The sequence below is a fragment of the Pseudomonas sp. 43NM1 genome (assembly GCF_002836905.1).
Taxonomy (GTDB): domain Bacteria; phylum Pseudomonadota; class Gammaproteobacteria; order Pseudomonadales; family Pseudomonadaceae; genus Aquipseudomonas; species Aquipseudomonas prosekii.
The window spans coordinates 62,507-76,832 of record NZ_MKGS01000114.1 but is presented as its reverse complement, the minus strand read 5'-3'; the positions used below and the strand labels follow the sequence as shown (position 1 = coordinate 76,832).

The 14,326-nt window shown below is 59.9% G+C and carries 8 protein-coding genes; 3 read left to right on the top strand and 5 right to left on the bottom strand.

Going from position 1 to position 14,326, the window contains the following annotated elements; translation table 11 throughout:
- The 3 genes from BI292_RS11265 to BI292_RS11250 form a co-directional block, all read right to left on the bottom strand.
- Window positions 1–391 (bottom strand): aldehyde dehydrogenase family protein (locus BI292_RS11265; protein WP_157831250.1); only part of this gene is annotated, 391 nt, incomplete at its 3' end.
- Between the two features lie 10 nt (window positions 392–401).
- A complete protein-coding gene (gene araD1, locus BI292_RS11260) occupies window positions 402–1,394 on the bottom strand; it encodes an AraD1 family protein (protein WP_092280602.1) in 993 nt (330 codons plus the stop codon).
- A 150-nt stretch (window positions 1,395–1,544) separates the two neighbouring features.
- On the bottom strand, window positions 1,545–2,867 hold the full coding sequence (locus BI292_RS11250) for an MFS transporter (protein ID WP_092280600.1): 1,323 nt from the start codon (window positions 2,865–2,867) through the stop codon (window positions 1,545–1,547).
- A 194-nt stretch (window positions 2,868–3,061) separates the two neighbouring features.
- Between BI292_RS11250 and BI292_RS11245 the strand changes: the two genes are divergently transcribed.
- The 3 genes from BI292_RS11245 (at window position 3,062) to BI292_RS11235 (ending at window position 10,626) form a co-directional block, all read left to right on the top strand.
- Window positions 3,062–4,798 carry an IlvD/Edd family dehydratase gene (locus tag BI292_RS11245; protein ID WP_092280598.1) on the top strand — a complete coding sequence of 579 codons (1,737 nt, stop codon included), beginning with the start codon at window positions 3,062–3,064 and terminating at the stop codon, window positions 4,796–4,798.
- Window positions 4,799–5,056: 258 nt separating this feature from the next.
- Window positions 5,057–5,785, top strand: coding sequence for a FadR/GntR family transcriptional regulator (locus BI292_RS11240; RefSeq protein ID WP_101207921.1), 729 nt, complete (start codon window positions 5,057–5,059; stop codon window positions 5,783–5,785).
- Window positions 5,786–5,895: 110 nt separating this feature from the next.
- Window positions 5,896–10,626 (top strand): dermonecrotic toxin domain-containing protein, encoded by a 4,731-nt coding sequence (locus tag BI292_RS11235; protein WP_101207920.1) that lies wholly within the window; start codon window positions 5,896–5,898, stop codon window positions 10,624–10,626.
- Between the two features lie 63 nt (window positions 10,627–10,689).
- On the opposite strand, the gene BI292_RS11230 is transcribed toward BI292_RS11235, so the two are convergent.
- Both BI292_RS11230 and BI292_RS11225 read right to left on the bottom strand, forming a co-directional pair.
- The gene (locus BI292_RS11230; RefSeq protein WP_371918724.1) at window positions 10,690–13,065 is read right to left on the bottom strand and encodes an RND family transporter; all 2,376 of its coding nucleotides are present in this window, start codon (window positions 13,063–13,065) and stop codon (window positions 10,690–10,692) included.
- Between the two features lie 38 nt (window positions 13,066–13,103).
- Window positions 13,104–14,156, bottom strand: a complete 1,053-nt coding sequence (locus tag BI292_RS11225) for a YCF48-related protein (RefSeq protein ID WP_101207919.1) — start codon at window positions 14,154–14,156, stop codon at window positions 13,104–13,106.
- Between the last annotated feature and the right edge of the window lie 170 nt (window positions 14,157–14,326).

The window sequence follows — 14,326 nt, the reverse complement described above, 5'->3', positions numbered from 1 at the left end:
CGCCATAAAAGTCGCCGCGACGCAGGACTTTGGCGAACAAACGCATCTGCCCGCTGGTGCGACCGCGTTCGCCTTGAATGCGCCCGGCGGGCAATGCGGTTTCGCGGCACACCACAGCGACGAAGTCATCGCCCAAGGCGTCCAGTTCGTCGGCAATCGCGTCAAGAAATTGCGCGCGGCGCTCGGCGCTGAGGCTGCGATAAGCCGGATAAGCGCTGGCGGCAGCCTTGGCGGCGGCGTCGACTTCTTCCGGGGTGGCCTGTACGAAATCGTGCGGCAAAGTCTCGCCAGTGCTGGCGTCAACGCTGTGCAATTTGATCGAGCCAGCTGCACTACGCTGGCCGCCGATGTAGTTGTGGCCCATGTAGTTGTGGCCAAGGATCTGGGTCATGAAAATCTCCTTAAAGGGTGCCGACGGTGCCGGGTTCGAATGCCGCTGCCACCGGCGCGATGCCGTTGATCAAAGGCGCGCCGAATTCAGCCTGACTGATTTCAAACACATCACCCGGTTGGGTGCGGATGCCATCGGCGAAGGACAGGGTCGCGGTGCCGAAGAAGTGAATGTGCACATCTCCCGGTCGCAGGAACTGGCTGTACTTGAAGTGGTGATACTCGAGGTTCGCCAGGCTGTGGCACATATTGGCCTCGCCGCTGAGGAACTCGTTCTGCCACAGCACTTCACCGTCGCGCAGGATGCGACTGGTGCCTGCCAAGTGTTGGGGTAGCTCACCGACGCGAAGTTCCGGACCATAACTGCAACTGCGCAATTTGGAGTGGGCCAGATAGAGGTAATTCTTGCGTTCCATCACGTGATCGGAAAACTCGTTGCCCACCGCATAACCGAGGCGATACGGCTTGCCGTCGTGGCCGATGACGTACAGACCGCTGAGCTCGGGCTCTTCACCGGCGTCTTCGGCAAACGGTGGCAGCGGGAACGACTGGCCCGGGCGCACGACGATGCTGCCGTCGCCCTTGTAGAACCATTCCGGTTGCACGCCCGCCTCGCCCGCCGCCGGTTTACCGCCCTCGACGCCCCACTTGAAGATACGCATGGTGTCGGTCATTGCGGCTTCATCGCCGACTTGCTGGTGCATTTTGTCGCGCGCCGAGGCGCTGCCCAAATGGGTCAGACCGGTGCCGCTGACCAGCATGTGCGCCGGGTCCGGGTGATCCAGCGGCGGCAGAATGCGCAAGTTGGCCAGCAGCTCTGGATAGTCGTGGCTGCTGCCCAAACCGTGGGTTTGCACTTGTTGCTGAAGATTGACCCCAGCCTCGATCGCGGCCAGCGCCAGGTCACGCACGGTGCGCGCATCTTGCACTTCGCGGATCAAAGCGCCTTCAACCACGCCAACCCGGCGCTCGCCGTTACTTAACTCGAATTGAACTAAACGCATGAAATTCTCCCGTAAACAAATCTCGTATATGGCGCTGAACCCTGTGGGAGCGAGCTTGCTCGCGATTGCGGGCTGCCAGTCGACATCAATGCTGAATATTCAGCCGCCATCGCGAGCAAGCTCGCTCCCACAGTGGATATGGGTGATGGCTCAAGTACGCGTCGCACCCCGGGCGCTGGCGGCAAACTGATCGGCGGGCAGCACGTGCTTGCGCTCGAGCAAGCGGTAAACCACGCCCGTCAGTACCAGCCCGAACACCATCACCGCAGACAGGAAATACAAACCCGAGGCCAGATTGCCGGTGTATTCCTTCAGCGCACCAATCACGAATGGCCCGATGTAGCCGCCGAGGTTGCCGACCGAGTTGATCAAGGCAATCCCCGCCGCCGCACTGGCCCCGGCGAAGAACCGGCCCGGCAAGGTCCAGAACACCGCGGTGCAGGAAAACAGCGCGAACGCCACCAGACACAGCGCCGCCAATTGTGCGACCGGCAAGGTCAGCCAGGCACTCAGGAACAAACCAATCGCACCCAGCACATAAAGCACCGCCAAGTGGCCGTAGCGATCATTCAAACGGTCGGAACTGCGCGGAATGATCAGCAAACCGATGATCCCGAAAATGTACGGCACCGAAGACACGAAACCCGTAGTCAGGTCGCTGCCGCCGAACTGTTTGATCAAGGTCGGTAGCCACAGGCCCAAACCATAAATGCTCAAAGTGACCGGCAGATAAAACAGCGCCAGCAGCAGCACGCGTTTGTCTTTCAGCGCATGCAGAGGGTTGCCGTGACGGGTCTGGCCGTATTCGGCGAGGTCTTTTTTCAGCTCGCCGGTCAGCCAGTCCTTCTCGGCCTGGTCCATCCATTTCACCTGTTGCGGACCGTCCGGCAACCAGCGCAGCACTGGCCAGGTCAGCAGGATCGCTGGCGTGCCGATGACGATAAACAGCCATTGCCAGCCGTGCAGCCCAAGGGTGCCGTCCATGCCGAGCAAACCGCCGGACACCGGCCCGGTGATCATCATCGCGATCGGCTGCGAAAGGATGAACAAACCAAGGATTTTGCCGCGATGGCGCACCGGAAACCATTGGGTGATGTAGTAGAGAACGCCCGGGAAGAACCCGGCCTCAGCGGCGCCGAGCAAAAAGCGCATGACGTAGAAACTGTGCGGCCCCTGGACGAACGCCATGCCGATGGTGATAGCGCCCCAGGTGACCATGATTCGCGCGAACCAGCGCCGCGCGCCGAAGCGTTCGAGCATCAGGTTGCTGGGGATTTCCAACAGGAAGTAGCCGATGAAAAACAGCCCGGCGCCGAGGCCATAAGCCGCATCGCCGATGCCGATGTCGGCGCCCATGTGCAGCTTGGCGAAGCCGACGGCGGAGCGATCCACATAGGCGATCAGATACAGCAAGATCAGGAAGGGAATCAGTTTCAGCGTGATGCGACGAATAAGCCGCAATTCCTGGCTCATGAGATCGGTCTCCGATTGTTGTTGTTATAGAACCTCGGGGGACGCCTCTCGCGGAAAACCGCCAGGGCCATCCCTCCGTTGAGCGAGACTATATAGTAATACTATTTAAGCTAGCAACACTTCCAAATCCGCAGATTTGCGCTTATGTTAAGCGTCAGCTCGAACAATATAGTCATACAATAAGAGAATCGATCATGGCTGATAAGAAACCCACCCTGCGCTCCGCCCAATGGTTTGGCACCGCCGACAAAAACGGCTTCATGTACCGCAGCTGGATGAAGAATCAGGGCATCGCCGACCATCAGTTCCACGGCAAGCCGATCATCGGCATCTGCAACACCTGGTCGGAATTGACCCCGTGCAACGCGCACTTTCGGCAGATCGCCGAGCACGTCAAACGCGGGGTGATCGAGGCCGGTGGCTGGCCGGTCGAGTTTCCAGTGTTCTCCAACGGTGAATCGAACCTGCGCCCCACCGCCATGTTCACCCGCAACCTGACGAGCATGGACGTCGAAGAAGCCATTCGCGGCAACCCGATCGACGGCGTGGTGCTGCTGACCGGTTGCGACAAAACCACTCCGGCATTGTTGATGGGCGCCGCCAGTTGCGACGTCCCGGCGATCGTTGTCACTGGCGGGCCGATGCTCAACGGCAAGCACAAGGGCCAGGACATCGGCTCGGGCACGGTGGTCTGGCAGCTCAGCGAGCAAGTGAAAGCAGGCACAATCACCCTCGACGATTTCCTCGCGGCCGAGGGCGGCATGTCGCGTTCGGCGGGTACCTGCAACACCATGGGCACCGCGTCGACCATGGCTTGCATGGCCGAAGCACTAGGCACTTCACTGCCGCACAACGCGGCGATTCCGGCAGTGGATGCGCGCCGTTATGTGTTGGCGCACATGTCCGGCATGCGCGCGGTGGAGATGGTTCGCGAAGACTTGCGGCTGTCGAAAATCCTCACTAAAGAAGCCTTTGAAAATGCGATTCGGGTCAACGCAGCCATTGGCGGTTCGACCAACGCGGTGATTCACTTGAAAGCCATCGCCGGGCGCATTGGCGTCGAGCTGGACCTGGACGACTGGACGCGCATCGGTCGCGGCATGCCGACCATCGTCGACCTGCAACCGTCCGGGCGCTTCCTGATGGAAGAGTTCTACTATGCGGGCGGTTTGCCGGCGGTGCTGCGTCGTCTCGGCGAGGCGAACCTGATTCCGAATCCAGACGCGTTGACCGTCAACGGCAAGACCCTCGGCGAGAACACCAAGGACGCGCCGATTTACGGTCAGGACGAAGTGATTCGCACCCTCGACAATCCGATCCGCGCTGACGGCGGCATCTGCGTGTTGCGCGGCAATCTGGCGCCACTCGGCGCTGTGCTGAAACCGTCCGCCGCCACCGCCGAACTGATGCAGCATCGCGGACGTGCGGTGGTGTTCGAGAACTTCGACATGTACAAGGCGCGGATCAACGACCCGGAACTGGACGTTGATGCCAACTCGATTCTGGTCATGAAAAACTGCGGGCCGAAGGGTTATCCGGGCATGGCTGAAGTCGGCAACATGGGGCTGCCGGCCAAATTGCTCGCGCAGGGTGTGACCGACATGGTGCGGATTTCCGATGCGCGCATGAGCGGCACGGCGTATGGCACGGTGGTTTTGCACGTTGCCCCGGAAGCCGCGGCCGGCGGGCCTTTGGCGGTGGTGCAGGAAGGCGATTTCATTGAGCTCGATTGCGCCACCGGGCGTTTGCACCTGGACATTCCGGACGCCGAACTGGCGGCGCGGATGGCCGATCTGCAACCGCCGCAGCAGATGATCGTCGGTGGCTATCGTCAGTTGTACGTCGACCACGTGCTGCAAGCGGATCAGGGCTGCGACTTCGACTTCCTGGTCGGTTGCCGCGGCTCCGAAGTGCCGCGCCACTCGCACTGATCCCACCGCCCTCTGTGGGACCGAGGCTGTGTGGCGAGGGGGCTTGCTCCCGTTCGATTGCGCAGCAGTCGTGAATCAGTCGCCGCGGACTCATTGGCAATTGCCGCGGCTGATTCAGCGGGCTTCGCTCCCCGACGGGGGCAAGCCCGCTCGCCACAAAAGCTTTGCTCCTACAGAAGTCCTGCTCTGGCGACCGTCCTCGCCCGCGCCTGCTATCATGCGCCCCACCCCCCATCGCCCAGGATCGCGCCGTTCCCCATGGATTACCGCAAACCCTCTGATCGCAAAAGCATGCACTCGCGCATCGTCCAGGAATTGGGCATGCAGATCGTCTCCGGACGCTTCAAGCCCGACGACAAACTGCCCGCCGAAGCCTTGTTGTGCGAAGAGTACGCGGTCAGCCGGCCGGTATTGCGCGAAGCCACGCGGGTGTTGGTCGCCAAAGGTCTGGTGTATTCCCGTCCGCGCGTCGGCACGGTGGTCAAGGCGCGCAAGGAATGGCACATGCTCGACCCGGACGTGTTGCATTGGTTGATGCAAAGCAGTCCGCAGAATGAATTTTTCGGCTTGTTGACCAGCGTGCGCAGCATCATCGAACCGGCCGCCGCCGCGCTCGCCGCGCAATACGCCACCGACGCCGACATCGCCTCGATCGGCGAAGCCTACCAACGCATGGAGGCCGCGCCGACCCCGGAAGCCTTGCTGCAACCGGACCTGGACTTCCACAGCCGCATCGCCGATGCGACCCACAACGACTTGCTGGCCAACCTGTGCAACATGCTCGGTGTCGCCATCGCCGAGGCGTTGAAGCATTCCAACCAGCGGCCGAACCTGCATGAACTGGCGCTGCCACGGCACAAGGCGATCCTGACCGCCATCGAAAACCGCGATGCCCTCGGCGCACGACACGCGACACTGGTGCAACTCGACGACGCCCGCAGTGCGCTGGACGTGGTGTTGGGCGGCGATCCACCGAACAACCACTGAACCCAATGCAGGGTTTCAGGGAAATTCGACAATGTGCGGTATCTATATACCGCACGGCTGATTTATTCAGGCGTTAGGGTTCAGGCATCAGCCATGCAAAGGATTGCATCATGCCAACCACAACATTGCCCGCCGCAACGGGCCATTACACAAACCTGATCGCGCAAACCATCAGCGAACGGTTCAACAGCCGCCCGACCTTGCGTTCAGTCACCGCCAGCCTGCTCAAGGATGATTTGCTGGAAAAATACCCGCTGCTGGATTTCGATCCGCTCCTCACCCGCCTCGCCCAACCGGACCCCGAAGGTGGCTGGCGGCTAACGCTGTTGCTCGACGTCGTGCTCTCCTATCTGGCCAGCGGCACACCGCCGGCGCTCAACGAGCAATTCGGCCGTGCCTGCTACCTGACCAACGACGGAACCAGACACCTTAAGCAAGACAGCACCAGCCACCGCGAGCCCGACATGCAACTGATCGCCGGGCTCATACGCGAGTTGCCGGCGATTGTTTTCGTCGGTTTTCAGCAAGCGCTGAGTGATTACTGGAACGAACCGGTGGATGCCGGCGTCAGTCGCTGGCAATGGGTGGGGGATTTACTGAACGGCACGCTGAAAACATCAGCGATCCGCCACGCCGCGATTAACGCCCAGCACGCCGACATTGTGAGTGAACTGTGCCGTCATCCCGACAAACAGCAACGCCTCGACGCACCTCCACCGGTGGGCACCCTTCAGGCTTGTGTCATCGAAACAACCCTGCACGTGGGCGAGGTTTCAATCAACTTGCAAAGCCCCGACCTCCTGGTGATCTGTGGTGAAAGCGTGTTGCTGTGCGCAGTGACCGGCAGCATCGAATCATTCCCTTCGGTGGCAGCGTTCGGTCAAGCGTGGGGCGAGCGGTTTGAGCAGACTTTCATGGCCGACAGTGTCGCGTGGAAACGCTATGAGCCCGACGGCAATATCTTCGACACCCAGGCCGCCCTGCTGCTGAACCAGCAACTGGAGGACCTCGCCGCGCTGAAGCTTCCGGCCGGCCAGCGCCTTGCACAACTGGAAAAACGCTTCGCGGCGATCACCGACGTCGCAGCGTTGTTCATCGATGATCAAACCCCCGACGCGCACACCTCAATGCGCTTTCAACACATTCAATCAGCCATTCCGCAGTGGCTGCAAACCGCCAACGCCGTAGATCGCATGGCTTACCGCAAGCATGTGCTGAGCCTCGCCGGGATCAAGCAAAAGACCGGCGGGCGCAGCTTTCAGACCGGCATCGACGACCTCCACACGTTCGCCAAAAAAGCGCTGCAGCAACAGATGCTCGAGGATCAGCCGCTGGCGCCGGGTTATGACGCCGACCAACTGGAGCTGACGTTTCATGTGCCGGTCGGTGATTTGGGCAGCGGTTATCTGCAACCGGTGAAAATGACCCTGACACAACTGGCGATCCGCAATCTTGCCGGGCGCCCCAACGGCCGGATGACGATTCGGCATACCGGCGGGCAGCTGATTCAGGACTGGACCACGCAAGCCTATGTGCTGGATCTGGTTACTCGCGTCGATGTCGGCAAACACTACCCCGAACTGATTCGTAGCCAATTGTTGGGCGATACCCCGCAGGCGCAGGAACGTGCGCGGCTGTTCGGACTGGAGCTCTCGGTGCATCTGCCGATGCTGGCGCTGGAACAATCGATCAAATCCGAGCAGGGCTTCACCCGTCAGGGTTATCGCTACGTCGAAGCGCTGATGCACGGCACGCAAGCGGAAAGGACGGTCGATGGCCAGCAAATCGTCCTGCGACCGCTGGCCTTCCAGCGCAAAGCAGACGCTGCGCCTGATGCGGTGAGCAACATGTTCATCATCGAGCCGCACGATCTGAATGCCGACGGCCCGCGCATTCTCTACCGGCCGATGTACTCGCCGGCGCTGCAGCAATATTCCAGCCGCCAGCAACTGCTGAGCGCCATCGCCCAAAGCGGTCCCGTGCAAACCAGCGTGCTCACCTGGCTGACCGACCGCGCGCGGCCGATCTACGAGCATAACGGCTTCAACGAGCCGCACATTGTGCACATGCACCTTGGCGATGAATTCAGCCGCCCGGACAAACCGCAACCGGCAATGCTTGCCGATGACCAAGCCGCAGAATGGCTTGCTGCGCTGGCAAACGGTCAGTTGCTGAACCGGCTGTTCAGCAGCAACGCCCAAGCGTTGATCGAGCTGGCCGATCGCCAATCGGTGTCCAACGCCGAAAGTCGCTGGGCGAGCATTCTCGAAGGCGCATGGCTGCTGTTCAACAACCTGATCCTGCCGTTGTTACGCGGGCCGGCCATGCTGGTGGGCTGGATGCTGCAACTCACCCACAGCCTGATCGAAGACCTTCCGGCGCTGGACGGCGATGATCTGAATGCGCGTGAACAGGCCTGGGTTGATGTGCTGATCAACCTTGGCTTGGTGCTGCTGCACGTCGCGCAAAACCGTGGCGAAAGCGCATTGCTCTCCAGCGATTCACGCGAATCTGCGGTCGCCCTCGCGCCGCTTCGGCGCTCGGCGCAATCACCGGTGATTGCCGGCGCTGCCATCACCGAATTGGCGCCGGGCCTAGCTTCCGAACCACCCGGCAGCGGGCGTACTTTGCTGGATTTCAACCTGTCGACCGCACGCGATTCAGCGTCGGCGCGCCTGTTCGGACAACTCAAAGAGGTGCGCGTGCCTTGGCCGACTGTGTTGCCGCAACCGATCGCCATCGGCCCCTTTGCCGGCCTGTACCGAATCGACAGCAAATGGTACGCCACCCTCGCCGGCCTGTTGTTTCGCGTGCGTATCGTGCCGGGTTTCGGCGAGGTATTTCTGGTTCATCCGGAACACGCCGATCACCCCGGGATCAAGCTCAAATCCAATGGCAAAGGCAACTGGACGCTGGACCGGGGCCTGCAACTGGTCGGTGGCGGACGCAAAGGAAGGATCGCCGCCGAGCGGGAAAAACGCCGCCAACGCATCGCCGAACTCGAGCTGAACTATCAAGCGTTTGTCGAGCAACAGGAACGCGTGCAAAAGCGCATCGATATCGCCGAAAACATCTTCCACGCCAAAGAAGCGAACCCTGCCAGCACGGAGCAGGAGCGCGCTACGGCCCGGGAACGATTTGTCGTCGAGATGGACAAGCAAACGCAGAACTACGTCGCCCTGATTGCCGAAATGCGCGAGGCAAGCACGTTGACGGATGTGCCCGTAGATCAGTCGAATATCGCCATTCAGCTGAGCAACATCATCAGGAATCTTCGTAAAAGAGTGGTGATGGCTGACATCGAACGAGCCGCTTCCGCGCGCAACTACAGTGAATTTACCGGGGGTGAACAGCACATCTACCAAGCCTTGAGAGCAGATGGCGATGGGGTGATGCAGCGGTATTTCAAGTTCATGCAACAAACCGGCGAAATCAACGAAACCATGATTGCGTGCTACGAAGCGGCAGATGCGCGCATGGAGGAGCTGTTACAGATTCCACTCTTGGGGCCAAGGATCCGCAAGGAGCTGAACCACGGCAGATCAGAAGGCGAAATGACCGCGCTGAACGTCAAGGCCTTCCATTTGATCGTGCTGCGTAACCTCAGCGTGAAAACGTTAGGAACAGAACTTTCCACTGCGCTGGAAGCGGTGATTCAACCGTTGCTGTTGCTGGCGCGATCGCATGTCGAATTGCAGAACAATCAGGGCTATGAACGCAGCGAACGCATAGCCGTTCTGGACAACCTGGTCGAGCGTTATAAAAACGCCCAAAGCGCTTTGGGCGGAATCTGGGTGTTTAATGCCGATGAGCTGCAGATGCCGTCGTTCAACCGCATGCGGGTGATCATTGATCAAATGCGCGTTGATGCCGAGAACCGTCTGGTCGAAGAAATTCAGCAGCTTGCCTTGGAACAGCCGCCTTCGTCCGAGGACAGCTCAGCACAAACGCCTGGCACCTCTAAGGAAACCAGCAAAACAAAACCAAGGCCCAGCGCATCGGTCGGCAAAAAGCGTGTGATCAAAACATCCAAAGGTACGTTTATCGGCGAACTGCGCCCACGTGTTACCGATCAGGCCGGCGATATCGTCGACATCAATGCGCCCATGGATGACACGGTACTGGCCTCTTTCCATGAACACGAACCGGATGTCTGGATCGAAATCGTTCAGGCGCGCACGCAGCCACCGCGCTCAGCAAGCAGCTATCCGCAACTCAAGGGCGACGCGCGAAAGGCCTTGGCCAAGGTCGATGCACAGGTGCGCAAGATCGAGGGCTATTCTCAGGACGGCAGTTCGCCCAAGGACATTGAGGAGCAATTTGAACGCGAGGCGCAGAAACTCGACCGCTATGCCCATAGCCTGGATAAACATCCAGACGCGCCACCGGCCAACGAAAAGGATGCGGCGCTGATCGCCGAGCTGCACGGCAAAGCGCTCAGCCTGCGCACCCAGGCCACCCGAATGCGCACTCGCCTGACGCTGGCGCAGCCGCCAACCAGCGTCGGTGTGCGCTATTTATTGCAAGGCAACGAGCTGCACGTCAGACCTATCGGAAAACGAGTTCAGTTGAAAACCGGGCGCAAGGATTTCATGCAGGAATATGGGTTGTTCAACCGCGACGACAAGGCACTGTGGTATGCGCACTTTCACTATGCTGTTTTGACGGATGACAAAACCCACTTCACCACCGCGCATCTGAAAACCGAGGGCCAACGTTTCGAAACGTATGAATCGGCATTGGCCAAAGCAACAAATCCGAGTCAGAAAATCCAGATCTACCACGGCGCCATCGACCTGGCGCTAGCCAATCAGTATTTCCTGCCGTTGCAACCTTACTGAGTCTGAGAGGCGCCCATAAAAAAGCCGCAACCCGAGGTTGCGGCTTTTGTGTTTCTGCGAGGCTTAGTGAGCGAACAGCGAATTGCCCTTCTGCCCTGCCAGTTTCTCCGGTTTGATCAGGAAACGCGCCAGCGCTGGCAACAGCCACAGAGCGCCGAACATGTTCCAGAGCAGCATGAAGGTCAGCATCAGGCCCATGTCGGCCTGGAACTTGATCGCCGAGAAAATCCAGGTGCACACACCGATGGCCAGGCACAGACCGGTGAACAGCACGGCTTTACCGGTCGACTTAAGCGTCTGGTAATACGCTTCTTGCAATGGCAGCCCGGCGCGCAGGAAGCTTTCCAGTCGGCTGTAAATGTAAATGCCGTAATCCACGCCAATCCCCACGCCCAACGCCACCACCGGCAGGGTCGCTACTTTGACGCCGATGCCCATGAACGCCATCAGTGCGTTACCCAGCACCGAGGTCAGCACCAGCGGCAAGACGATGCACAAGGTCGCCGCCCACGAACGGAAGGTGATCATGCACATGGTCGCAACGCAGATGTACACCAGGATCAGAATTGTCAGTTCCGATTCCTTGATCACTTCGTTGGTCGCGGCTTCAATCCCGGCGTTACCGGCAGCGAGGATGAATTCCAGGCCATCCTTGTTGTTCTCCTTGGCGAACTCCTGCACCGCATGCACCGCGCGGTCCAGCGTCGCGGCCTTGTGGTCGTTGAGGAACACCAGCACCGGCGCCAACGAGCAACTGTTGTTGTACAGACCATCCGCACGGGCGATGGAGTTGTTCAGCACGTCCGGGTTGCGCGACAGGGTTTCCCATTTCAGGTTGCCCTCGTTCATGCCTTTGATCATTTGCTTGGACACGGTCACCAGCGAGATCGCCGACTGCACGCCCTCAGTGTTCTGCATCTTCCACATCAGTTCGTCGATCGGCGCCATGGCTTCATAGCGCGAGCAGCCTTCGGACTTGGTCTTGACCATCACCACCAACACATCGGAACTGGTCGAGTAGTTGCTGATGATGAAGTTGTTGTCCTTGTTGTAACGCGAGTCGGGACGCAGCTCCGGCGCGCCTTGGTCGAGGTCGCCGATCTTCAGGTTCTGGCTGTACCAGAGGCCGCCGCCGAACGCGATCAGCGCCAGGGCAATCGAAATCGGTGCGACCTTGGGGCTGGCGAAGTTCGACAACAGGCGCCAGAACGGGTGTTCGCGGTGCGCGTCTTTCTTGCTGCGCTCGACCGCACGCTTGCTGATGCCGACATAGGAAATCGCCACCGGCAACAGGATCAGGTTGGTAAACACGATGACCGCCACGCCGATGGACGCGCCGATGGCCAGTTCACGAATCACGCCGATGTCGATGATCAGCAGCGTGATGAAACCCACCGCGTCCGCGAGAATCGCGATCATCCCCGGCAGGAACAGTTGCCGGAAAGTCCGCCGCGCCGCCGTCAGCGCGTTGTCCGCTTCGCTGGACTGCAACGCGATGCCGTTGATCTTCTGTACGCCGTGGGAAATACCGATGGCGAAGATCAGGAACGGCACCAGCATCGAATACGGATCGAGGCCGAAACCGAAAAAGTGCATCAAACCGAGCTGCCAGACCACCGCCACCAGCGTCGTGCTCAATACCGCCACGGTGCTGCGCATGCAGTTGGTGAACCAGTACAGCAGGATCAAAGTGATGACGAAGGCAATACCGAAGAACATCACCACCATCACCAGACCGTCGATCAAATCGCCGACTTTCTTGGCGAAACCGACGATGTGGATCTGCACATTAGGGTTCTGTTTTTCAAACTTGTCGCGGATCTTGTCTTCGAGTTCGTGGGAGAACTTGCGGTAGTCCAGCGCGAGCAATTTGCCCTGATCCGCTGGGTCCGGGTACGACTCCAACAGCGGAATATCGACGATGCTCGACTTGAAGTCGTTGGACACCAGACGGCCGACCTGGCCGGATTTGAGCACGTTGTTGCGCAGCAGATCGAGGCTTTGCTGAGAGCCGTTATAGCTCTGCGGGATCACTTCACCGCCGGCAAAACCCTCCTCCGTCACCTCGGTCCAGCGCACGCTCGGGCTCCACAGCGACTTGAGGCCGGAACGGTCGACGCCGGAAATGTAGAACACTTCGTCGTTGATCTGACGCAGGGTCTCCATGTATTCCTTGGAGAAAATGTCGCCGTCGGTGGCTTCAACCGAGATCCGCACGGTGTTGCCCAGGTTCGCCAGATCGTTGCGGTGCTCCATCATCTTTTGAATGAACGGATGCTCGAGGGGGATCATTTTTTCGAAACTGGTGGACGGCCGAATCAGCGTGGCCTGCCAGAACAGGAAAATGCTCACCAGCAGGCAGATGGTGATCACTGCCGGCCGGTTATTGAAGATCAGGCGTTCGAGAAACGTCGCCTTGTCTTGGTGATGACTTGTCATGGATGTCATGTCTCCGCCTTATTATTATGTGGCCCGGCTTATTTGCTGAGCTCGGCGCCGGTTGGCGAAGTGGCGCGAACGCCGCCCTGTCCTGCCAGAATCAAGTTGCCATTGCCCGCAGCCGTCACCGCCGACACCGAAATCCGGTCCGGGCGATTGAACACGGTGAAGGTTTCGCCGTTGTCGCTGCTGCTGATCACCGAGCCGCCGTTGCCGACGATCACGATCGAGCCGTCGTCGAGCAGCGTAGCCCCGGACAGGCCGAATTCCAGCGAACCACGCGCCGCCCGCAGATCGACCTGTTCCCAGTTGCTGCCGAAATCGCTGGAGCGGTACAGGTTGCCGCGCAGTCCGTAGGCCAGCAGGGTGTTGGGCTGAGCGGTGCCGATCACGCCGAACAGCGAACCTTCGTATGGGCCTTCGAGCTTTTCCCAGGTCTGGCCCCAGTCGGCGGAGCGGAACATGCTGCCCTGCTCGCCCACGATGAACAGCCCGGCGTCCTTGACCGCCGCGATGGCGTTGAGGTGGAACTGGTCTTCGTTATCGAGGCGATCACTGGCGTCTTCCCAGTGCTTGCCACCGTCGGTGGTTTCCAGCAATGCGCCGTACGCGCCCACGGCAAAGCCGCTGTTGACGTCTTTGAACCAGACGTCGAGCAGCGGCGATTCGCGTTTCAGGTCTTCAAATTGTTTGGTCCAGGTGACGCCGCCGTCTTCACTGGCGAGGATCTGCGCGTCATGCCCAACGGCCCAGCCGTGTTGGTCATCGACAAAGAACACGGCGGTCAGCAGTTGCCGGGTCGGCACTTTGGCCTGGGTCCAGGTGTTGCCCTGGTCATCGGAATACAGAATGTGGCCACGATCACCGACCGCCACCAGGCGCTTGCCGGCGTGGACGACGTCGAGCATCAGGCTTTTTGCGGCTTTGGCGGATTCCACCGAATACACCAGATCGGCCGGCGGCGCGTCGGCGGCGAGCACCGGCATCGACCATGCAGCACAGCCCAACAGCGAGAGCGCTGTAGCCAGCAACGCGATTTTGCGTAATGCCGGCGGGCGGCAGATACCCACACCCATGACAGGCTCACTCATAGACCTTCCCCCATTATTATTGTTAGGTCGTTCAACCTTTCAGGGCGCCGTAAGGGTGCGCTGCGAGATTGGCTGTTTTTGGAGCATAGTCCTGAAACATGGTCCTGAAACGCGCAATCTAGAGCCCCTTCGGAAGCTGGCTTATCCTATCGGGGTTTGGAAAGGTCTGA